At 68.4% G+C, this 20,176-nt stretch carries 19 protein-coding genes; 5 read left to right on the top strand and 14 right to left on the bottom strand.

Annotation, left to right across the window (positions count from 1 at the left end; translation table 11 throughout):
• The 11 genes from BBX35_RS04215 to BBX35_RS04165 all read right to left on the bottom strand — a co-directional run bounded on the left by BBX35_RS04215 (position 1) and on the right by BBX35_RS04165 (position 12,039).
• Positions 1-2,052 (bottom strand): hydantoinase/oxoprolinase family protein, encoded by a 2,052-nt coding sequence (locus BBX35_RS04215; protein WP_067216372.1) that lies wholly within the window; start codon positions 2,050-2,052, stop codon positions 1-3.
• A complete protein-coding gene (locus tag BBX35_RS04210; RefSeq protein ID WP_088946060.1) occupies positions 2,049-3,788 on the bottom strand; it encodes a hydantoinase B/oxoprolinase family protein in 1,740 nt (579 codons plus the stop codon). The genes BBX35_RS04215 and BBX35_RS04210 overlap by 4 nt, the downstream gene beginning before the upstream one ends.
• Complete coding sequence (locus BBX35_RS04205; protein ID WP_067216368.1) at positions 3,785-4,684, bottom strand: isocitrate lyase/PEP mutase family protein; 900 nt, start codon at positions 4,682-4,684, stop codon at positions 3,785-3,787. The genes BBX35_RS04210 and BBX35_RS04205 overlap by 4 nt, the downstream gene beginning before the upstream one ends.
• On the bottom strand, positions 4,681-5,187 hold the full coding sequence (locus BBX35_RS04200) for a LeuD/DmdB family oxidoreductase small subunit (RefSeq protein WP_067216365.1): 507 nt from the start codon (positions 5,185-5,187) through the stop codon (positions 4,681-4,683). The genes BBX35_RS04205 and BBX35_RS04200 overlap by 4 nt, the downstream gene beginning before the upstream one ends.
• Positions 5,184-6,485: a 3-isopropylmalate dehydratase large subunit gene (locus tag BBX35_RS04195; protein WP_067216363.1), complete on the bottom strand. Its 1,302-nt coding sequence runs from the start codon at positions 6,483-6,485 to the stop codon at positions 5,184-5,186. Before BBX35_RS04195 ends, BBX35_RS04200 begins: the two co-directional genes overlap by 4 nt.
• Positions 6,485-7,189, bottom strand: a complete 705-nt coding sequence (locus tag BBX35_RS04190; protein WP_067216360.1) for an ABC transporter ATP-binding protein — start codon at positions 7,187-7,189, stop codon at positions 6,485-6,487. Before BBX35_RS04190 ends, BBX35_RS04195 begins: the two co-directional genes overlap by 1 nt.
• Positions 7,182-7,967: an ABC transporter ATP-binding protein gene (locus tag BBX35_RS04185; RefSeq protein ID WP_067216358.1), complete on the bottom strand. Its 786-nt coding sequence runs from the start codon at positions 7,965-7,967 to the stop codon at positions 7,182-7,184. The genes BBX35_RS04190 and BBX35_RS04185 overlap by 8 nt, the downstream gene beginning before the upstream one ends.
• A complete protein-coding gene (locus tag BBX35_RS04180) occupies positions 7,960-8,928 on the bottom strand; it encodes a branched-chain amino acid ABC transporter permease (protein ID WP_067216356.1) in 969 nt (322 codons plus the stop codon). Before BBX35_RS04180 ends, BBX35_RS04185 begins: the two co-directional genes overlap by 8 nt.
• Positions 8,929-8,931: 3 nt before the next feature.
• A complete protein-coding gene (locus BBX35_RS04175) occupies positions 8,932-9,804 on the bottom strand; it encodes a branched-chain amino acid ABC transporter permease (RefSeq protein WP_067216353.1) in 873 nt (290 codons plus the stop codon).
• Positions 9,805-9,880: 76 nt separating this feature from the next.
• Entirely contained in the window at positions 9,881-11,113 is a 1,233-nt protein-coding gene (locus BBX35_RS04170) for an ABC transporter substrate-binding protein (protein WP_067216351.1), read from the bottom strand.
• Between the two features lie 65 nt (positions 11,114-11,178).
• Positions 11,179-12,039 (bottom strand): GntR family transcriptional regulator, encoded by an 861-nt coding sequence (locus BBX35_RS04165; RefSeq protein ID WP_083206017.1) that lies wholly within the window; start codon positions 12,037-12,039, stop codon positions 11,179-11,181.
• Between the two features lie 193 nt (positions 12,040-12,232).
• On the opposite strand from BBX35_RS04165, the gene BBX35_RS04160 reads away from it, so the two are divergent.
• Positions 12,233-12,793, top strand: coding sequence for a tautomerase family protein (locus BBX35_RS04160; RefSeq protein ID WP_067216349.1), 561 nt, complete (start codon positions 12,233-12,235; stop codon positions 12,791-12,793).
• A gap of 15 nt (positions 12,794-12,808) precedes the next feature.
• On the opposite strand, the gene BBX35_RS04155 is transcribed toward BBX35_RS04160, so the two are convergent.
• Positions 12,809-14,983: a DUF294 nucleotidyltransferase-like domain-containing protein gene (locus BBX35_RS04155; RefSeq protein ID WP_067216346.1), complete on the bottom strand. Its 2,175-nt coding sequence runs from the start codon at positions 14,981-14,983 to the stop codon at positions 12,809-12,811.
• Positions 14,980-15,606, bottom strand: coding sequence for an esterase (locus tag BBX35_RS04150; protein WP_067216343.1), 627 nt, complete (start codon positions 15,604-15,606; stop codon positions 14,980-14,982). Before BBX35_RS04150 ends, BBX35_RS04155 begins: the two co-directional genes overlap by 4 nt.
• Positions 15,607-15,854: 248 nt before the next feature.
• Between BBX35_RS04150 and BBX35_RS04145 the strand changes: the two genes are divergently transcribed.
• From BBX35_RS04145 to BBX35_RS04135, 3 genes are all read left to right on the top strand, one after another.
• Positions 15,855-16,121, top strand: a complete 267-nt coding sequence (locus BBX35_RS04145) for a DUF4212 domain-containing protein (protein WP_083206108.1) — start codon at positions 15,855-15,857, stop codon at positions 16,119-16,121.
• 26 nt (positions 16,122-16,147) lie between these two features.
• A complete protein-coding gene (locus BBX35_RS04140) occupies positions 16,148-17,995 on the top strand; it encodes a sodium:solute symporter family protein (protein ID WP_083206016.1) in 1,848 nt (615 codons plus the stop codon).
• A gap of 71 nt (positions 17,996-18,066) precedes the next feature.
• A complete protein-coding gene (locus BBX35_RS04135) occupies positions 18,067-18,471 on the top strand; it encodes a hypothetical protein (protein WP_067216337.1) in 405 nt (134 codons plus the stop codon).
• Here BBX35_RS04135 and BBX35_RS04130 read toward each other — a convergent pair.
• Positions 18,441-19,145 (bottom strand): TetR/AcrR family transcriptional regulator, encoded by a 705-nt coding sequence (locus BBX35_RS04130; RefSeq protein ID WP_083206015.1) that lies wholly within the window; start codon positions 19,143-19,145, stop codon positions 18,441-18,443. The genes BBX35_RS04135 and BBX35_RS04130 overlap by 31 nt on opposite strands.
• 195 nt (positions 19,146-19,340) lie before the next feature.
• Here BBX35_RS04130 and BBX35_RS04125 point away from each other — a divergent pair, with 195 nt between their 5' ends.
• On the top strand, positions 19,341-20,168 hold the full coding sequence (locus BBX35_RS04125) for an FAD binding domain-containing protein (protein WP_067216334.1): 828 nt from the start codon (positions 19,341-19,343) through the stop codon (positions 20,166-20,168).
• Positions 20,169-20,176 lie beyond the last annotated feature (8 nt).

The raw sequence follows: 20,176 nt of genomic DNA, 5'->3' as shown, positions 1-20,176 counted from the left end.
TCAGCCCGCCCGCGAGATCACGAGATTGCCGAAGCCGTCGACCTCGGCGACGAGGCCCGGATCGACGAAGATCGTCGTGTCCGCCTGCTCCAGCAGGGCAGGGCCGGCGACCCTTGCACCGACGGCCAGCGACAGGCGCTCGTAGATCCCGGCCTCGTGCCAGGCGCCTTCCGCATAGACCCGCCGCGTGCCGGTGCGGCATTCGGCGGCCGGCTTGCCGCCGTGGGGGGCGAACAGGGCCATGTCGAGCTGCGGCCGGCGGCCGATCACCGCGATCCGGTAGTTCATCACCCGCATCGGGATGCCGTCGAGCAATCGGCCAAAGGCACTGCGATAGGCGGTCTCGAAGGCCTCGCGGATCGCGTCGGCGGTCAGGTCCTCCTCCCCGATCTCCAGCGGCACGCCGACCGTGTGGGTCTGGCCGAGATAGAGCATGTCCAGCTCGACCAGCCGGTCGATGGCGGAGAAGCCGACGCCGGCGCTGCCGAGCACGGCGCGTGTCTCCTCGGCATCGCGCAGGATGGCGCGGCCGAGCTCTGCGGCGTCGAGCTCGGAGAGCAGCCGGTTCACCGTCTGCACCCGGTCGTGCCGCATGTCGGCGACGACGCAGCCGAGCGCCGAGGTGACACCGGGGAAGCGCGGCACCAATGCCGAGGCAAGGCCGACTTCCTTGATCAGGGCGCCGGTATGCAGCGCGCCGCCGCCGCCGAAGGGCATGGCGGCGAATTTCGCCGGGTCGTGGCCCTTCTCGATGGAGACGAGGCGGATGGCGCCGGCCATCTTGGCGTTGGCGAGCTTGAGGATCGCCTCGGCGGCCGCCTCGACGGAAAGGCCGAGCGGCGTTGCGATATGGCTGTCGATGGCGGAGCGGGCGGCCTCGATGTCGAGCCGGTCGAGCTTGCCGCCGATGGGGCGGTCCGGGTTGATGCGCCCGAGCACCACATTGGCGTCGGTGACGGTGGGCCGGGTGTTGCCGAGGCCGTAAGCCACGGGACCGGGGTCGGAGCCGGCGGATTCCGGGCCGACCTGCAGCAGCCCGCCCTTGTCGACGGCGGCGATGGAGCCGCCGCCCGCGCCGATGGTGGTGATCTCGATCATCGGCGTGCGCACGACCATGCCGAAGTCGATGGCGGTCTGGGCGGCCAGCGCCGCTTCGCCGCCGGCAACCAGCGACACGTCGAAGGAGGTGCCGCCCATGTCGCAGGTGATGATGTTGTCGAAGCCGGCGGCGCTGGCGATGCGCGTGGCCGCGATCACGCCAGCTGCCGGGCCGGACAGGGCGGTGCGCACCGGGTAGCGCTTGGCGGTGTCGATGGACATGACGCCGCCGTTCGACTGGACGATCAGGATATCCCCGGTGAAGCCCTCGGCCTTCAGCCCGGTTTCCAGCCGGTCGAGATAGGACGAGACGACGGGCTGCAGATAGGCGTTGAGGGTCGCCGTCGACAGGCGTTCGAACTCGCGGATTTCGGGCAGGATCTCGGTCGCTGCGGTGACATAGGGGTTCGGCCAGACCGAGCGCACCGCCTCGACGGCGCGGCGCTCGTTGTCGTTGTTGGCATAGCCGTTGATGAAGAAGACGCAGACCGCATCGCAGCCGGCCTCCGCCAGCGCCTTCGCCTGCGCTGCGACTTCCCGTTCGTCGACGGCGCGCAGCACCGAGCCGTCGGCGAGCACGCGCTCAGTGACCTCGACCCGGTCGGTGCGCGCGACGACGGGGGTGAAGGCGCCCTTCAGGCCCCAGGTCGTCGGCCGGTCGCGGCGGCGCATTTCCAGCACGTCGCGGAAGCCTTCCGTGGTGATGATGCCGGTGCGCGCGCCCTTGCGCTCCAGCAGCGCGTTGGTGCCGACCGTGGTGCCGTGCACGACGGTGCGGATCTCGCCGAAGTCGGCAACGCGCGAGGCGATGCCCTCGATGAAGCCCTTCGACTGGTCGCCGCGGGTAGAGGGGACCTTCGCGGTGGTGATGCGCCCGTTCGCCTCGTCGAGGATGAAGACGTCGGTAAAGGTGCCGCCGACATCGACGCCGATGACAAATGCAGATCCGCTCATTCGGCGGCCTCCCGGGAACGAAGGGACTGGGTGCGGGCGGCGTCGATGCTGCCGTCCGCGTTCAGCGCGACGCGGTAATCCGCCTGCGCGCTGTCGCGGGTCACATAGCCTTGCGCCACATCGCGTGCGACGGCCTGCGGGTCGCGGGCGCCTGGCGCGCCGTAGCCGCCGCCGCCGGGCGTTTCCAGCCGCAGCCGCTGGCCGTGGGCGATGCGGATGCCGACCATCTTGGAGGCCATCGGCGGTTCGTGCCATCCGCCGGCCTGCTCGAAGGAGAAGCGGTTGAGGGCGGCCGCGCCGCCGCCGACGACGCCGGGAGGGGCATGGCGCCCGCGTTCGCCGAACAGGAAGACGTCGGCGTTTTCCTCCAGGAGCTCGATCTCGTAGATCGCGCCGAGGCCGCCGCGCGTCTCGCCGGGACCGGCCGAGTCCGGCCTGAGCGCCCACTGGGTGAAGCGCACCGGATAGGCCGCCTCCAGGATCTCCAGCGGCGGGATCGTCGCGGTGGAGATCGGCGCGTTGCCGTGGTTGAGGCCATCGCCGCCGGCATGGGCGCCGTGGCCGCCGCCGAAGAAGGAGAACATCACCCAGCGGCGGCCGTCCTTGCGGTGGCCGGCCAGCGACAGGGCGTTGATCGTGCCGTAGGCGCAGGCCATGGCCGGCTCCGGCGCGATCTTCGCCACCGCCTGGAACACCACGTCGATCAGCCGCAGGATGGTCTCGGTGTAGCCGCCAACGGGCTTGGGCGCGCGCACCGCCAGCAGCGAGCCTTCGTCGATGCGGAACTCAACCGGCTCCAGCACGCCGGCATTGGCCGGTACCTCGCCGAAGATGTGCTTCAGGGCCACATAGCAGGCGGCAATGGCGGTGGAGCGCGAGATGTTGACGGGGCCGGCGCAAGCGGGCGAGGAGCGCGAGAAGTCCATCACCATGCGGTCGCCGTCGATGGTCAGGTCGAGGGCGATCTTCAGCGGCGTGTCGACGATGCCGTCATTGTCCAGCCAGTCCTCGGCCGAGACGGTGCCCTGCGGCAGCTCGGCGATCTGGGCGCGCATCATCCTTGCGGCGCGCGCCTTCAGCTCGACGAGGCAGGTGGCGACGATGGCATCGCCATAGTCGTCGAGCAGCGCGTGCATGCGCTTTTCGCCGAGCTCCAGCGCGTTGATCTGGCCGTTGAGGTCGCCGTAGAGCGACAGCGGCAGGCGCGAGTTGGCGGACAGGATGTCCACCACGTCCTGGCGGAACTCGCCGCGGTCGTAGAGCTTCACCGGCGGGATCAGCATGCCTTCCTGGAAGCATTCGGTCGCGGCCGGGTTGTAGTTGCCCGGCACATTGCCGCCGACATCGTGCCAGTGGCCGACCGAGGCGAGGAAGCAGAACAGCTTGCCGTTCCGGAACACCGGCTTGACCAGCCGGAAGTCGGACAGGTGCGTTCCGCCGTCGTAAGGGTCGTTGAAGATCCACACGTCGCCCTCGTGGACGCCGCCGGACTTCGCCGCCTTGTCGATCACCGCCTTCACGGCAAAAGCCATGACGCCGACGAAGATCGGCAGGCCCGACTTGCCCTGCACCAGGGTTTCGCCGGTCGCGGCATCGTAGATGCCGTGCGAGGCGTCGTGCGCCTCGGCGATGATCGGGTTGAAGGCGGAGCGGAACAGCGTCGCGTCCATCTCGTCGGCGATCTGTTCCAGGCGACCCTTGAGGATCGCCAGCGTGACGGTATCGATCGCCATCAGGCGGCTCCCGTGTCGTAGCGCTCGCCGGTCTTCAGCATCTCGGGCGTGCCGATGACGCCGTTGAGGCCGGCGAAGTCGAACATGCGGTTGCGGAACGCCTCGTTGGAGCCGTTCGCGACCAGGTTCCCGTAATAGTCGCGCGCGGTGGCGGCCAGCGCGCGGACGATCCCGCCGGGGAAGATGCAGAAGCTGAAGCCCAGCTCCTCCAGCCCGGCGGCGTTGACGATGGGGGTCTTGCCGCCCTCCACCATGTTGGCCATCAGCGGCACCCGTCCGCCGAAGCGGGCGTGGATGGCGCGGATCTCTTCCAGCGAGCGCGGTGCCTCGACGAAGAGCATGTCGGCGCCGGCCTCTAGATAGGCCTCGGCGCGGTCGAGCGCGGCCTCGAAGCCTTCCACCGCGATGGCGTCGGTGCGGGCGATGATCAGCGTGCCGTCGCTGGCGCGGGCGTCGCAGGCGGCGCGGATCTTGCCGGCCATCTCGCCGGCCGGGATCAGCGACTTGCCGTTCAGGTGGCCGCAGCGCTTCGGGCTCGTCTGGTCCTCCAGCTGCAGGGCGTTGGCGCCCATACGCTCGAAGACGCGCACCGTGCGCTGGACGTTCAGCGCATTGCCGAAGCCGGTGTCCGCATCGACGACGATGGGAAGCGCCACCCGGTCGCGGATCACGGCGATGGTGTCGGCGACCTCGCTCATCGAGACGAGGCCGATATCCGGCCGCCCCAAGCGGGTATAGGCGATGGACGCGCCCGACAGATACACGGTCTCTGCGCCGCTCTGCTCGGCGATCAGGGCCGTGAGCGCGTCGTAGACGCCGGGCGCAAGCAGGATGCGCGGTCCGGCGAGCCGCTGCTTCAGGTCGGGCAGCGGCGGGGTTGCGGGCGTTTCCAGGCTCATCGGCCTTGCTCCTTCTGGCGCTCTTGCGCAAAGCGCTTCTTCAGATGCGGCACCAGCCCGCCATCGGCGAGCAGGGCCTTGAGATTGTCGGGCAGCGGATCGAGGGGGAGGGCGGGTTTTTCGCCCGCGCGCTCGATCCGGCCGTTGTCGAGATCGAGCGTGACGCGCTCGCCATCGGTGAGGTCGGCAAGGCTCGGTGCGGTGAGCACCGGCAGGCCGAGATTGATCGCGTTGCGGTAGAAGATGCCGGCGAAGGACAGGGCGACGACGCCGGCAACGCCGAGATGCTTCAGCGCCTCGGCAGCCTGCTCGCGCGAGGAGCCCATGCCGAAGTTCCTGCCCGCCGCCACCACGTCGCCGGGGGCGACGCTTGCGGCGAAGTCCGGCCGCACGCCTTCCAGGCAATGGGCGGCAAGCGCCGCGATCCCGCCCTTCATGTACTGGCCCGGCGCCAGCTGGTCGGTGTCGATGTCGTCGCCGAACAGGAAGACGCGCCCGCTCATGCCGTGCCTCCTGCGCGCTCGGTCAGCATCGGGCGCGGATCGGTGATCCGGCCCGTCACGGCGGAGGCCGCCACGGTCAGCGGCGAGCCAAGCCACACCTTGGAGCTTGCCGCGCCCATGCGGCCCTTGAAGTTGCGGGCCGTCGAGGAGATGCAGGTGACGTCCTCGCCGAGCCGCGCGGTGCCGTAGCCCGCGCAGATGCCGCAGGCGTTGGGCAGCAGCTTCGCGCCGGCTTCCTCCAGCACGGCCATGATGCCGTCGCGGGCGGCGCGGTCCTGGTCGCGGCGCGAGGCCGGGGCGACCAGCAGCTCGACACCGGAGGCGACGCGCCGGCCCTTCAGGATGCGCGCGGCATTGGCAAGATCCTGGTACTTGGCGCCGGTACAGGCGCCGAGATACGCCACGTCCACCGGCGTTGCCGGGGCATCGCCGACCGGGCCGCTGTTGGCCGGCGAATGCGGGGCGGCGACCTGCGGGGCGAGATCGCCCGCCTCGAAAAAGTGATGCTCCATCAGCGGTGCGCCGGGGTCGGTGCGCAGGCCCTGCCAGTCGCCCCAGCCGGCCGGGTCGCTGCCGGCGTCGCGCAGGAAGGCGGCGGTCACCTCGTCCGGGGCGATCAGCCCGGCCTGTCCGCCCAGCTCCGCCGCCATGTTGGAGAGCGTCATGCGCTCCTGCATCGAGAGCGCGGCGATGGCCTCGCCGGTATATTCCACTGCCTGATACTTGCCGCCGTCCATGCCGAGCCGGCCGCACAGGGCCAGCATGATGTCCTTGGCGGTGACCCCGTCGGAAAGCTGTCCGCGCCATTCGATCAGGATGGTCTCCGGCACCTTCAGCCAGATCTCGCCGGTGGCGAGCACGCCGGCCATCTCGGTCGCGCCGACGCCGAACATGTAGGCGCCGAAGGCACCGCCGGTGGGCGAATGGCTGTCGCCGCCGACGACCAGCATGCCGGGTGCCAGGTGCCCGCGCTCGGGCAGCACCACATGGCAGATGCCTTCGCCGTCATGGAAGGCGACCTTGCGCTGCGCCGCCCATTGCCGGGTCAGCTCCAGGATCCGCGCGCCCTCGTCGGTATCTCCCGGCACGAAATGGTCGGAGATCAGCACGACCTTGTTCGCGTCGAACAGGCCGACGCCGAGGTCCTGCAGGATCGGCTCGACCCGGCGCGGGCCGCCGCTGTCGTGGATCATGGCGAGGTCGACGCGGGCGGTGACGATCTCGCCGGGCGCGACGCTGGCCCTGCCGGCCGCGCGGGCGACGATCTTCTGGGCGAGGGTGGTGGGGGAGGCGGTCATCAGGCAAGCCCCAGATAGGAGCGCTTCAGCTCGGGATCGTCCATCAGCTGCGCAGTCGGGCCGGACAGGCGGATCTCGCCGTTCTCCATGACGAAGGCGCGCTCGGCGATCTCCATCGACTGCAGAACGTTCTGCTCGACGAGGAGGATCGGCAGGCCGCTCTCGTTCAGCTTGCCGATCAGCGCGAACATTTCCTCCACCAAGAGCGGCGACAGGCCGATGGAGGGCTCATCAAGGATCAGGAGGTCCGGCTCGGCCATCATGCCGCGGCCGATGGCCAGCATCTGCTGCTCGCCGCCGGACAGGGTGCCGGCCTTCTGGGCGGAGCGCTCGCGCAGGCGCGGGAAGGTCTCCATCACCCGCTCCAGGTTGCGCGCCCGGTTCGCCTTGCCCCGGCGATAGGCGCCGAGCTCCAGGTTCTCGCGAACGGCGAGGTTCGGGAAGATGTGGCGCCCTTCCGGCACATGGATCAGGCCGCGGTCGACGATGGCCTGCGGCGACAGGCCGGTGATCGGCTCGCTTTTGAAGCGGACCTCGCCGCCCCAGGCCGGCAGCAGGCCGGACAGGACCGAGGAGGTCGTGGTCTTGCCGACGCCGTTGGAGCCGAGCAGGGCGACGATCTCGCCCTGGCCGATGTCCAGCGAAACACCGCGCAGCACCTCGACCGCGCCATAGCCGGCGCGCAGGTTGACGATCTCAAGCACCGGCGCCTCCCGCGGTCATGCGCTGCTGCGCGATACGCTCGGCCATGCCCTTGCCGAGATAGGCCTCGATGACGAGCGGGTCGCCCACCACCTCGGCCGGCGGGCCTTGCGCGATCAGTTCGCCCTGATTCAGCACCCAGGTGTGCTCCGACAGGCTCATCACCGCCTGCATGACATGCTCGATCAGGAGGATGGTGACGCCCTCGTCGCGGATGGCGCGGATCACCGGGATCACGTCGCGGATCTCGGACGGGTTGAGCCCGGCCAGCACCTCGTCGAAGAGGATCAGCTTGGGATCGGTGGCAAGCGCGCGCGCGACCTCCAGCCGCTTGCGCCCGGCAACGGTCAGCGCCGCCGCATCCATGTCCAGCCGGTCGCCGAGGCCGACCTTGCGGGCAACCTCCTCGGCCTTGGCGAGCGCCGCATCGCGCGAGCGGATATGCAGGTGCGCCCCGACGGCGATGTTCTCGCGCACGCTCTGTCCGGCGAAGGGCTGGACGATCTGGAACGTGCGGATCATGCCGCGCATGGCGATGTCCTGCGGCGCCATGCCGGTGATGTCCTCGCCGAGGAACGAGACCTTGCCGGCATCGGGCTTGTGAAAGCCGGTGATCAGCGCGAAGAGCGTCGTCTTGCCGGCGCCGTTCGGGCCGATCAGCGAGGTGATCCGGCCCCTGGGCACGGACATCGAGATGTCCCTGGAGGCCTGCAACCCGCCGAAGCTCTTCGACACGCCCTCGACGCGGAGCATGGTATCCGACTGTGCCGTCTCAGACATTCGTCGTCTCCCGCGAGTTGCGGCGTGCCGACAGGCGGCGCACCAGACCGGCGAGGCCGCGCGGGGCGAACAGCACCATCAGGATCAGGATCGTGCCGTAGAGCACCAGGCTGATGCCCGGCAGGTCGCCGATCAGCGCGCGCGAGGCTTCCGAGACGCCGTGCAGGGCGACAGCCCCGAGCAGCGGGCCGAACAGGGTGCCCATGCCGCCGACGATGGGCACCAAGAGGCTCTCCACCGAGATGGCGGGCCCATAGGCGATGGCCGGGTCGAGATAGAGGAAATACTGGGCGTAGAAGACGCCGGCGAGGCCGGAGAACAGGCCCGACAGCATGATCGCCCGCATCTTCACCGCGAAGGGATCGACGCCGAGGGCGCGCGCGGCGTCCTCGTTGTCGCGCACCGCCATCAGCCGCGCGCCGAAGCGGGAATGGCCGATCCACCACACGGTGAGGAAGGCGGCGAGCGCGATGGCCCAGACCAGCCAGTAATAGCCGGCCTTGGAGGCGAACTGCAGGTTGGCGGCGCTCTGGTCGAGCGGGATCAGGATGCCGACGCCGGCGCCGGTGAAGGGCACGGTGTTGGCGAGGATCCGCAGCACCTCGGCGAAGGCCAGCGTCACCAGTGCGAAATAGGACCCGCGCAGGCCGTAACGGAACGTGGTGAAGCCGATGAAGGCGGCGACCGCCACGGCCATCAGGCCTCCGGCGATCAGGCCGATCCACGGATTGACGCCGAGCTGCACCTGCAGCACCGCGACCGTGTAGGCGCCGGTGCCGAAGAAGGCGGCATGGCCGAAAGAGAACTGGCCGCCATAGCCGCCGAGGATGTTCCACGCCTGGCCGAGCAGGGCGGCGTAGAGGGTCATCAGGATGGTGTTCTGCCAGGCCTCCGAGGGGACCACGAAGGGCACGAAGAACAGGGCGGCGAAGACGAGACCGAGAAGGGCGAGCTGGCGCATGGGTCAGACCTTGTGTCCGAGCAGGCCGGTCGGCCGGAAGACGAGGACCAGGATGAAGATCAGGAAGATGCCGATCTGGCCGAGGCTCTCGCCGAGGAAGAGACCGCCGAGCGCTTCGACGACGCCGATGATCAGCCCGCCGACCAGCGCCCCGACGAAGGAGCCCATGCCGCCGAGCACGACGATGGTGAAGGCGATCAGCACGAAGCCGTGGCCGACCTGCGGCGTGACGTAGTAGCTCGGCAGCAGCAGGCAGGCGGCAACGCCGAGGCACGCGATGCCGAGGCCGAAGCTCATGGCGAAGACGTGGTCGACATCGATGCCGACGAGCTTGGCGCCCTTGCGCTCCTTGGCGAGCGCGCGGATCGCGCGTCCGAGGTCCGTGCGCGACATCAGCAGCCACAAGAGCGCGGCGGTCACCAGCGCCCCGGCGAAGGCGATCACCTTGGGCAGCGGCAGGAAGGCGCCGAGGATCTCGACAACCTCGAAGGAATAGGGCGTGTCGACGCTGCGTGTGTCGGAGCGGAAGACGAACAGCGCCAGGTTTTCGATGACGATCGACAGGCCGAGCGTGACGAGCAGGATGTTCTCGTCGCGGCCGTGGCTGGCGCGGCCGATGATGCCGCGCTGCAGGGCATAGCCGAGCGCGAACATGGCCGGCGGCACGATCAGCAGCGACACGTAGGGATCGATGCCGAAGCTGCTGTGCAGGAAATAGACGGCGTAGAGGCCGACCATCAGCAGCGCCCCGTGGGCGAAGTTGATGATGTGCAGCACGCCGTAGATGAGCGTCAGCCCGAGCGCGACCAGCGCGTAGAGCGCGCCCGTCGTCAGCCCGTTGAGCACGGAAGGAACGATGATCGCCAGGTCCGGCATGGTCACCCGATCGCTGTGCAGGAGGGGGCCGGGCGGGAGTGTCCCCGCCCGGCAGTCATCGTCGATGGGGCGACGATTACGACTTCATCGGGAACACGGTCTGCGCCGAGGCGAACTCTTCGGGGAAGATCACCTCAATGACGCCGTTCTGGACCTGGGTGTTGACCGGCTGGGCGCCCTCGTTCTGTCCGTCGACCATCATGGTCGGGCCGTAGGGCATGTAGGACATGTCCAGCGTCGAAGCCGCAAGGGCCGCGTTCACGGCCTCCTTGTCGGTGGTGCCGGCCCGCTCCAGCGCGTCGGCATAGGCAAGCACGGCGTTGTAGGCCAGGAACACCTCGTAGGTGTAGATCAGGCCCTTGGCCTCGGCGGCGGCCTTGCGCTGCTGGGCGACGTCCGACTTCGGGTTGAACCAGTGGTTGCAGTCCATGATCAGGTCCGCAGCCTCCGGGAACTCGTTGACGAACTGGTAGCTGGAGGCGGCGCCGCCGAGCACCGAATAGATGCCCATCGCCTCGACGCGCTGCTGGCGCATGGTGCGGGCGAGCAGCACATACTCGTTGTAGTAGTTCGCCGGGATGATCAGGTCGGGCTTCTTCGACTTGATCTGCAGCACGATGTTGGTGAAGTCGCGGGTCGGGTTGGCGTGCTTGATGACGTCGACGACCTCGATGCCCTTCTCCGGCAGGCGCTTCTGCAGCAGCTCGGCGGTGCCGGTGCCGAACAGCGACTCCTCGTGGATGATCATCGCGGTCTTGGCCGGCGAGCCGGCGGCCTTGTTGATCGTGTCGAGATTGTCGACCGCGAACTGGGCGATCTTGCCGTAGCCGGGGCTGAAGCGGAACGTGTTCTTCAGGCCGCGCTGGACGATCTGGTCCGAGACGCCGACGTCGACGATATGCGGCGTGTTGGTCTTGGCCGCTTCCTGCGAGGTCGCCAGCGAGATCGCCGAGGAATAGCCGGCGACGATGCCGTCGGCGCCCGCCTCGACCATCTTGGTCACTTCCGCCGCGCCGATCTCGGGCTTGCCCTGGCTGTCGGCCAGCATCGCCTCGATCTGGGCGCCGCCCAGCGACTTGATGCCGCCGGCGGCGTTGATGTCGGCGATCGCCATCTGCGCGCCCTCGCGGCACTGGGTGCCGGAGAAGGCGATGAAGCCGGAAACCGGATGGATCAGGCCCAGCTTCACTGCTGCCGGCTGCGCCCGCAGGATCGCCGGGAAGCCGGTGATGCCGAGGCCGACGGCAGCCGCGCCCGTGGCAAGGAACTCGCGGCGGCGCAGGCCACCGGTCTTCTTCGTATCAGTCATTCGCAAACCTCCCACTACAGGCCGCCTCATGCGGCCGGATGGTGACCCCGGAACCCCACTTTTGGTTATCCGCCGCCGGCCGGGACCGGCGAGGAGCTTGTCGTTGTCCAGCGCGGGCCGCTTTCGGCGCGCACCCGGCGCATGGACATTTCGAAACGGTAGAGATCCGGCCTGTAGAGGACGCGGATGTATTCGACCGGCCGTTCCATCCGGTCGCGCACCACGCGGCGCACCTCGATGAGGGGCGAGCCGGCGGGAATGGACAGGACCTCGGCGACCTCGGTGTCGGCGACGGTCGCGGAGATGGTCTGCCGGGCGGAGGCGACATCGACGCCGGCACGCTCCAGCAGGTTGAGCAGCGGCTGCGAGTTCAGCTCGTCGCGCTCGTACTGGCGGCCGATATCGGCGGGCACATAGGTGACGAGATAGGACATCGGCTCGCCCTCGAGCCGGCGCACGCGCACCGCGCGCTGCACCTCGGTTCCCGGCTCGATCTCGAGCGCGGCGGCGATTTCCTCGCTCGCGGGCGGATAGGCGAAGGACAGCACCTGCGCGGTGGTCGACTGGCCCATCAGCGAGATGTTTTCCAGCCAGCCCTCGATGGAGGAGGTGACGGCGGGGGCGGGCGGCCGGTTGACCACCCGGGTGCCGCGACCGCGCTCGCGGATGACGAGGCCGGCATCGGCCAGCTCGTTCAGCGCGCGCTTGGCGGTGATGCGCGAGACGCCGAACTCGGTCGTCAGGTCCTGCTCGCTCGGCACCCGCTCGCCGGCGGCGAGATCCCCGCCATAGATGCGGTTGCGCAGGATCAGGAAGAGCTGGTGGTAGAGCGGCACCGGGCCGTTCGGGTCGAGCGCGCTGGCGGCGGGGGCGGGCGCTGCGGCGCTGCCTGCATCCGATCCGTTCCGGGACTTCGTCGCTGCCACGTTCGGGCCCGCCCTGCGCTCTGGAGCGGCCGTCTTCAGCGGCCGTTCTTTCCGGTTGATGTGTGATAATGGTATGTCATTATATCAATATGTCAACTGGGTGCGGTCTCGCGAAATATCCTTGTTTTCGGCAAGGTTCGCGGACGGCAGAGCGCAGGCCCACGGGCCGGCTCAGGGACGGGAGGAGAGGCGGATGCCGGTGGTGCGCGTGACCTTGATCGAAGGCTATCCTGCCGAGACGCGGCGGCTTCTGGGCGAGCGGCTGACCGCCGCCGTGCGCGGCACGATGGCCGCGCCGCTGGAGGGAATCACCGTCGCGATCGAGGAGGTGCGGCCCGACAACTACATGCGCGGCGGCACGTCCCGCGTGCCCGGCGCCCCGTCTCCCGACCCGCAGGCGCTGGTGCGCGGCTTCCTGGAGGCGATGGAGGCGCGCGATCTCGCCCGCGCTTCGGAATATCTCGCCGAAGGGTTCGTCATGACCTTCCCCGGCGGGGTCAGCTTTTCCCGGCCCGAGGAACTCGCCGCCTGGGCGAAAGGGCGCTACCGCTTCGTGCGCAAGACCTATGAGGGCTTCGACACGGCGCTGGGCGTCGACGGCGCCACGGTGTTCTGCTTCGGCACCCTGTCGGGTGAATGGCCGGACGGCACCGCCTTTTCCGGCGTGCGCTTCATCGACCGGTTCGAGGTCGAGGCCGGCAAGCTGACGCGGCAGATGGTGTGGAACGATCTCGCCGAAACGATGCGCGGCTGATCTTTCCTCTTTGCCTCACAGCCCCTGCAGCAGGTCCTGCAGCATGTGAGTGATCAGGTCGATCCGGCCGAGCGCCTCGCGCAGCTCGTCCTGGTCGCGGTGGTTCAGCGCATCGAGCCGCACCCGGTTGGTCGGCGGCACGCCGGCCTCTAGGTCGGCGATCTGCTGGCTGAGGATCAGCCGCATCAGAAAGCCGTGGATGTCGGCGAGTAGATCCGCGTCCGCCTGCGAGCGGCCGGCCTTTTCCGCCGCCTGCCGCAGGCGCTGGGGCGTCGACAGCGAGGCGACGCCGTGGCGCAGCGCGATCGCCCGCGCGCCCGAGACGATGGGCAGCAGCCCGCCCGCCTTCAGGTCGACGCGGCCCGTGTCGTCCTTTTTGATCCGCCCGAACAGGCCGAGCGGCGGCGCGTGGCTGCCGGCCGCCGCGCCCAGCGCACGCAGCATGGAGAGCGAGCCGCGGGCGATCTCGCCGGCGTCCCGCCGCAGCTGTCCCGCAAGCCGGCTGCCGCCGCTGCCCGACACATGCGCAGGGGTGAAATCGTAGAAGATGTCGACGCTGAGCAGCGCCTGCGGCGAGGGGTGGCCGGCCCAGTCGCGCGCCTGATCCAGCCATTCGCCGAGCCGCCGCCGCCAGGGCCGGTTCTTCGCCATCACCCCGCCCTTGCAATAGGGGATGCCGGCGCGGTCGAGGATCTCGTTGATGCGCGCGGCAAAGCGGGTGAACCAGTCGTCGGGGTCGTCGAGATCGCCGGCATAATCGTCAGCGATCACCAGCGCATTGTCCTGATCGGGGGCGAGCAGGCTTTCCCCGCGCCCGCCCGAGCCTAGCACCAGCAGCGCATAGTCGGCCGGGGCCGTGCCACGGCCGGCGGCCACCAGCTCCGCCTCGGCCAGCTCCGCCGCGCGCCCCGTCATCGCTCGCGCTTCAGCCGCAATGATCGCCGCCACCTGCCGTGCGTCCTGGCCGTCGGCCAGCAGCCCGGCGGCGAGCGAGGGCAGGGCGGCCTGCACCCTTGCCAGATCGCGCGGGCGGGCGGCGGTGGCGATCTCGTCGCCGACGGTCAGCGTCGCCAGCGCCCGCTTGCGCAGCAGCGTGCGCAGGGTGAAGACGCCGGCCAGCCGCCCGGCGCCGTCGGTGACGCCGATATAGCGCAGGTTCCGCCGGGCCATCAGGCCGAGCGCGCGATAGAGGAACGTGTCGTCGGGCGCGCTGATCACCGGCGCGCTCATCACCTTGCCGACCGGCAAGATGCTGGCACCGGCGCCTTCCCGGGCCAGCGCGTGCAGCACGTCGCGTTCGGTGACGATGCCGGGCTCGCCGTCCTCGTGCGCGGGCTCGACGATCAGGCAGCCGATGCCGCGGTCGGCCATCAGCTGCGCCGCCGCGTGCAGGCTCGCCTCCGGCGAAATGCAGATCGGCGGGCTGTTCATCACGTCGCCGAGCCGGTGGCGGTAGAGGAAACTGTCGATGGCGCGCTGGCTGCCGGAGCGCATCACCGCGCGGGAGAAGTCCGGCCGCTCGGAGGGGCGCTCGAACCAGCCGGCCTCCTCCTGGCGGGCGATCAGGCCGGCGGGCTTGCGTGACAGGTTCTCCGCCTCGGCGAGGGTGCGTATGTCCTTGGCCAGCAGTTGCGGGATCAGCGCGGAATAGACCCGCGCCGTGGTCACCGCGTCGCCGAAGGCGGTGTGCCGGCCTTCCACCGGAATGCCGTAGCCCAGCGCCAGATTGTCGAGCGAGGTGTCGATCATCGCGCGGTTGAGGCCGGCGACCAGCAGCGCCACGTCGAGCGAGCGCGGCTCGCGCCAGGCAATGCCGTGGCGGTCGGCCTCGTGGCGCAGCACGGCGAGATCGAAATGGATCGAATGGCCGACGACGACGGCGTCGCCGATGAATTCCATCAGCTTCGGGCCGATGTCCGCGAAATCCGGCTGGCCCTTCACGTCCTCGTCGCCGAGCCCGTGGATGCGGCGGGCGACCTCGGGAATCGCCAGGCCGGGATCGACCAGCTGGCGGAAGCTGAGTTCGGGATGGACCTCCACCCCTTCCATGCGCACCGCGCCAATCTGCACGATGCGGTCCTTGCGGATGTCGAGCCCGGTGGTCTCGGTGTCGAGCACGACCACGTCGAGCGCGATCAGGGGCGTCGCGCCGGCGCGGTGTCCGTTGCCTTCGCGCGACGCCGGGCTCACGACACGGCCACCATCCTGTCGGAGAGCTGGCGGGCGAAGGCGACGAGGTCGATGCGCTTGCGCAGCGTCGACTGGTAGTCGATGAAGCGGAAGGCGACGTTGTTGACGACCATCATCTTGTCGGCCTCGCGCACGGCGCTGTCGATGGGGGCGTGGTCGAGCAGGCGCAGCGCGGTGGCGATGGAGATCGCGTCCGGCTTCAGCGGCGGCTTGTCCATGTAAACCTCCAGCCGGCGGTCGAACTCCTCGATCACGTCGTCCCAGCCGTTCTCCTTGCGGTGCTCGGGCAGTTCCTCTGCGGCAAGGACCGTGCGGTAGAGCTCGGCAAGGCCGGCGGCGCGCGCCTTCGGATCGGCGGGAAGATGCGGGCGCACCTCCGCCTCGATCATCAGGATCAGGTCCTGCGCCGCGACCGCGAAGCCCTCCCATTTGCAGATCTTCAGGGCGAAGCCGAATCCCTCGTCCTGGAACAGGCGGGGCCCGGCCATCAGCGAGCGGGCGCGCAGGTAGGAGTAGCTTGCTCCCTGCGCCAGAAAAGCGGCGCCGGCGCGGATCGCCTCGACCGCGGAGGCCCAGTCGGAGCTTTGCCGTCGGGGCAGGATGGATCCAATCAAATCAAGCACTTGGTGCCTCTCCCTGTGAGCGGCCGGTTGGTCCCGGCTTTCGTGATTAGTCTTTCGGATAACTTTCCTTTTCTACATTGGAGAGAATAACCTGACGGCGCAAGTGCCCCTGCATTGCAATATATCGCATGTTGCTAGTGCGAAAAGGTCGGGGAGGACCCTATTAGACTTTGTGATTATTGCAGGCGGGGAAGACCGGGCTGGTCGAGGTCGATCAGCCGACGGTGCTCTCACTGGGAGGATTTGTCGTGACCGATAAGCTGCCACCGGAAGTGGCGGAGGCGCACTGGACCAAGACGCGGAACCTGATGTGGACCACGCTTGGCATCTGGGCCGTCTTCAGCTTCCTGATCCACATGTTCGTGACGTCGCTGAACAACGTCGTCATCCTCGGGTTCCCGCTCGGCTTCTACATGGCTGCGCAGGGCTCGCTCATCGTCTTCGTCGTGCTGATTTTCTGGTTCTCTAGCCGCCAGAATTCCATCGACGAGGAATTCGGCGTCGCCGAAGACTGAGGGGGGGCTGCACCATGTCTTTGAGCATGAAAGGTGATTTCACCGACAACCTCGGCAAGATCTACACGATCTATGTCGGCGGCTTCGCGTTCTTCGTCGTCCTGATGGCCATTTTCGAGGCGATCGGCATCCCCGACCGCTTCATCATGTGGAGCTACATGGCGGCGACCATCGGCATCTATGCCTTCATCGGCATCATGTCGCGAACGGCGCAGGTCTCGGAATACTACGTCGCCGGCCGGTCCGTTCCGGCCATCTACAACGGCATGGCGACCGGCGCGGACTGGATGTCCGGTGCGTCCTTCGTCGGCATGGCCGGCACGCTCTTCGTGCTGGGCTACGACGGCCTTGCGTACGTGCTCGGCTGGACCGGCGGCTACGTGCTGGTGGCCGTGCTGCTTGCGCCCTACCTGCGCAAGTTCGGCGCCTACACGGTTCCGGACTTCCTGGGCACCCGCTACGGCGGCAACGCGGCGCGCCTCGTCGGCATCGTCGTGCTGTTCTGCTGCTCGTTCACGTACATCACCGCACAGGTCTACGCCTCCGGCATCATTGCCTCGCAGTTCCTCGGCATCGACTTCGGTATCGCGGTCTTTGCAGGTCTTGCCGGCATTCTCGTCTGCTCGATGCTGGGCGGCATGAAGGCGGTGACCTGGACGCAGGTGGCGCAGTACATCGTGCTGATCGTCGCCTACCTGCTGCCGGCGATCTGGATGTCCACCGTGCAGTTCGGCATTCCGGTGCCGCAGCTCACCTATGGCGGTGCGCTGACGCAGATCGCGGAATACGAGCAGCTGCTCGAGGTTGCCAAGCCTCACGTGGCTCCCTTCACCAACCTGTCCCCGCTGGACTATTTCAGCCTGATCTTCTGCCTGATGGTGGGCACGGCCTCGCTGCCGCACATCCTGATGCGCTTCTTCACGACCCCGACGGTTCGTGAGGCGCGCAAGTCGGTGGGCTGGTCGCTGCTCTTCATCTTCCTGCTGTACTTCACGGCACCGGCCTATGCGGCCTTCTCGAAGTTCAACCTGATGGGTCTCTTCGTGGGTGCCGGCGCGGAGGCGAACTACCAGCTCGCCTTCACCGCGATCCCGCAGTGGATGATCCAGTGGGGCTCGATTGCCGGTCACCAGTTGGTGACGATCTGCGGCGTGAAGGCGGAAACCGTCGCGGCGATCCAGGCGGCCTGCGAGGCCAAGGGCTTCACCACGGGCTTCCCGTACTCCGAGCTGAAGCTCAACAACGACATGATCGTGCTGTCGACGCCGTCGATTGCCGGCATGCCGATCTGGGTCGTGGGTCTCGTCGGTGCGGGCGGTTTCGCCGCTGCGCTCTCGACTGCCGACGGTCTGCTGCTGGCCATCGCCAACGCCCTGTCGCACGACGTCTACTACAAGATGATCGATCCCAAGGCCGATGCGAAGCGCCGTCTGATGATCTCCAAGATCCTGCTGATCGTGGTTGCCCTGGCGGCTGCGTTCCTGGCTCGCACCAAGCCCTCGGACATCCTGTCCATGGTGGCCTGGGCCTTCTCCATCGCCGCAGCCGGGCTCTTCGCCCCGCTGGTGCTCGGCGTGTGGTGGAAGCGCGCGACCAATCTCGGCGGCATCCTGGGCATGGCCGCCGGCTTCGGCGTCACCATGTACTACCTGATCGGCAACGTGTACGGCTTCGACTTCGTGAAGGGCACGGGCGACGAGATCTCCTGGTTTGGCGTCAAGGCCATCTCGGCGGGCATCTTCGGCGTTCCGGTGGCCTTCCTCGTCACCTATGTGGTGTCGCTGGTCACGCCGGAGCCCAGTCAGGAAATGCAGGACTTCGTCGATCGTCTGCGCCTGCCCAAGGGCGGCACGATGATGGTTCAAGGCCACTGACAAAGCGGCTATAAACGAGGCGCAGGGCCCACGGGCCCTGCGCTTTTTTATCCTCGAAGGGACGGACATTCATGCCAGCTTCCGCGTTCGGCGGCGTTCTTCTGCTCATCGCCACCTACCTGCTCGCCGTCGTCACCTTCCTGATTGCCGGCGCACCGGCCAACGTGGCGGTCTTCTTGGGCGGCACCTACGCGCTGACCGCGCTCGCCGCCTTCCTGTTCTCGCGCGGTGTGCTGGAGTTCTTCGTCGGTTCGGACCGCGATCTCACCTTCTTCGTGGTGCTGCGCAAGCTGACCGACCCGCTGCTGGCGCTTACCGCGCCGATCACGCCGGGCTTTCTGCTGCCCTTCGCCGCGTGTCTCTACTCGGCCTTCCTGTTCTTCCTGCTGAAGCTGTTCCTGTTCGGCGACGCCTTCCTGAACGTGCCGCCGCTGTTCATCCTGATCTACCTGGTGGTGATGTCGGCGGTCGCCTGAGCCTTGCCGTCCGGCAGGCCTGCCGCCGCCTGGGGATCCGGCGTTCGGCAGTCCTGTTCGAACGGAATGTCGAAGGCATCGACGAAGCGGCTGATCGCGGCGCGGATCGCCGGCTCCTGGTCGTCGGGGCAGGGCACCTGATAGACGTAGCGGCGGATGCCGATATAGATGATCCCGCCGTGCAGGTTCCAGATGTCCTCCATCTCCGGCTTTTTCGGGCCGGGGGCGGCGTGGCGGAACTCCTCCATCAGCGGGCGCAGCAGCAGCCCGCTGACATGTTCCAGGTAGCGCCGGTTCAGCTCCTCGCCGGCAAGGCCGGAGAACATGAAGATGCGCATCCACTCGTAGCTGAAGATCGCCTGCGTGTATTCGCGGTAGAAGGTCAGCGCCCGGTCGTGGATCGAGCGGCTGCGGTCGGCGATCAGCGCCGGCCAGTCCGGCGAGATCCGGTCGAGATAGACCGCCCGGTAGACCGCCTCCAGCAGGTCGGTCTTGGTGCTGAAATAGTTGAAGATCAGCGACTGCGTGACGCCGAGCCGCTTCGAGAGCGCGCGCGTGTTTCCCTCCAGGCCGACTTCCGAAAAATAGGCCGTGGCGCCGGCCACGATCATCGCCCGTCGCTCTTCGGGGGACAGGCGCTTGCGGTCGCCTGCGGAAGGGGAAGCCTTGGTCATCGTGCTGCGCTCATCGGGGCAGAATTTCTGGAAAGCCCTCTTGTTCCGGGCTGACACCGCTCCGTCAAGTTTTCTCTTGCAATTTTCCTGAGCGCAATAGATCATTTGATCAATAAGAGTGTGCCGCCGAGCCGGGACACGCCTTTCCGGGGGGAAAGGTTCGGCTCGCATGGCGGCGCGGGGGAGGAAATCGAGATGAAAGCCGCAGCGGCCGGATACATCCGGGCGAACGATCTTGTGCACGCCATTTCCCTGCTGGAGCAGTCGCGGGGCGAGGCGCGCATCCTTGCCGGCGGGCAGAGCCTTGTTGCATCGCTCAACCTGCGACTGGCCGGAGAAACCGCCCTTATCGACATCAACGGCGTTGCCGAGCTGTCGGGCATCGAGCTCGTCGGCGAGCGGCTGCGCATCGGCGCGTTGACCCGCCACCGGGAGCTCGCCACCTCCGACCTCGTCGCCCGCCATGTGCCGGCGATTGCGCAGGCCGCGCCCCTGATCGCCCATGCGGCGATCCGCAACCGCGGCACCATCGGCGGCTCGCTCGCCTATGCCGATCCTGCAGCCGAGCTGCCTGCCTGCATGCTGGCGCTGGATGCGGAGATCGTGCTGCGCGGCCCTGCCGGCGAGCGGCGCGTGCGGGCCGGTGACTTCTTCATCGACCTGTTCACCACCGATCTTGCCGAGGACGAGATGATCGTCGCCGTTGAGGTGCCGGTCGTGGTGGCCGGCGAGCGCCAGACCACGATGGAGCTGGCGCGCCGGTCGGGCGACTACGCGCTGGCCGGCATCGTGCTGGTCGACCGCCCGTCCGGTGTCCGCGCGGCCTTCTTCGGCGTCGGGCCGACGCCGGTCCTGGCCACCGGCGCGATGGCCGCCATCGACGGCGGCGCGTCTGCGGACGAGGCGGCCGAGCTGCTTGCCGAAGACCTCCAGCCGCTCGACGACGTCCATGCCCCGGCGGCCGTCCGTCTCCATCTGGCGCGGGTGCTGCTGCGCCGTGCCCTTGCCGCGACACGTTCCTGAAGGTCCGA

The sequence above is a fragment of the Stappia indica genome, from assembly GCF_001696535.1.
Taxonomy (GTDB): Bacteria; Pseudomonadota; Alphaproteobacteria; order Rhizobiales; family Stappiaceae; genus Stappia; species Stappia indica.
Note: the sequence above shows the minus strand (reverse complement) of the source record. Positions and strands in the feature narration are given on the sequence as shown.

What these genes read in the sequence shown, in the direction of transcription:
- BBX35_RS04185 (WP_067216358.1), bottom strand. Translation starts at nt 7,967, where the DNA reads ATGTCTGAGACGGCACAGTCGGATACCATGCTCCGCGTCGAGGGCGTG.
- BBX35_RS04215 (WP_067216372.1), bottom strand. Translation starts at nt 2,052, where the DNA reads ATGAGCGGATCTGCATTTGTCATCGGCGTCGATGTCGGCGGCACCTTT.
- BBX35_RS04180 (WP_067216356.1), bottom strand. Translation starts at nt 8,928, where the DNA reads ATGCGCCAGCTCGCCCTTCTCGGTCTCGTCTTCGCCGCCCTGTTCTTC.
- BBX35_RS04175 (WP_067216353.1), bottom strand. Translation starts at nt 9,804, where the DNA reads ATGCCGGACCTGGCGATCATCGTTCCTTCCGTGCTCAACGGGCTGACG.
- BBX35_RS04195 (WP_067216363.1), bottom strand. Translation starts at nt 6,485, where the DNA reads ATGACCGCCTCCCCCACCACCCTCGCCCAGAAGATCGTCGCCCGCGCG.
- BBX35_RS04200 (WP_067216365.1), bottom strand. Translation starts at nt 5,187, where the DNA reads ATGAGCGGGCGCGTCTTCCTGTTCGGCGACGACATCGACACCGACCAG.
- BBX35_RS04125 (WP_067216334.1), top strand. Translation starts at nt 19,341, where the DNA reads ATGAAAGCCGCAGCGGCCGGATACATCCGGGCGAACGATCTTGTGCAC.
- BBX35_RS04205 (WP_067216368.1), bottom strand. Translation starts at nt 4,684, where the DNA reads ATGAGCCTGGAAACGCCCGCAACCCCGCCGCTGCCCGACCTGAAGCAG.
- BBX35_RS04135 (WP_067216337.1), top strand. Translation starts at nt 18,067, where the DNA reads ATGCCAGCTTCCGCGTTCGGCGGCGTTCTTCTGCTCATCGCCACCTAC.
- BBX35_RS04160 (WP_067216349.1), top strand. Translation starts at nt 12,233, where the DNA reads ATGCCGGTGGTGCGCGTGACCTTGATCGAAGGCTATCCTGCCGAGACG.
- BBX35_RS04130 (WP_083206015.1), bottom strand. Translation starts at nt 19,145, where the DNA reads ATGACCAAGGCTTCCCCTTCCGCAGGCGACCGCAAGCGCCTGTCCCCC.
- BBX35_RS04170 (WP_067216351.1), bottom strand. Translation starts at nt 11,113, where the DNA reads ATGACTGATACGAAGAAGACCGGTGGCCTGCGCCGCCGCGAGTTCCTT.
- BBX35_RS04140 (WP_083206016.1), top strand. Translation starts at nt 16,148, where the DNA reads ATGAAAGGTGATTTCACCGACAACCTCGGCAAGATCTACACGATCTAT.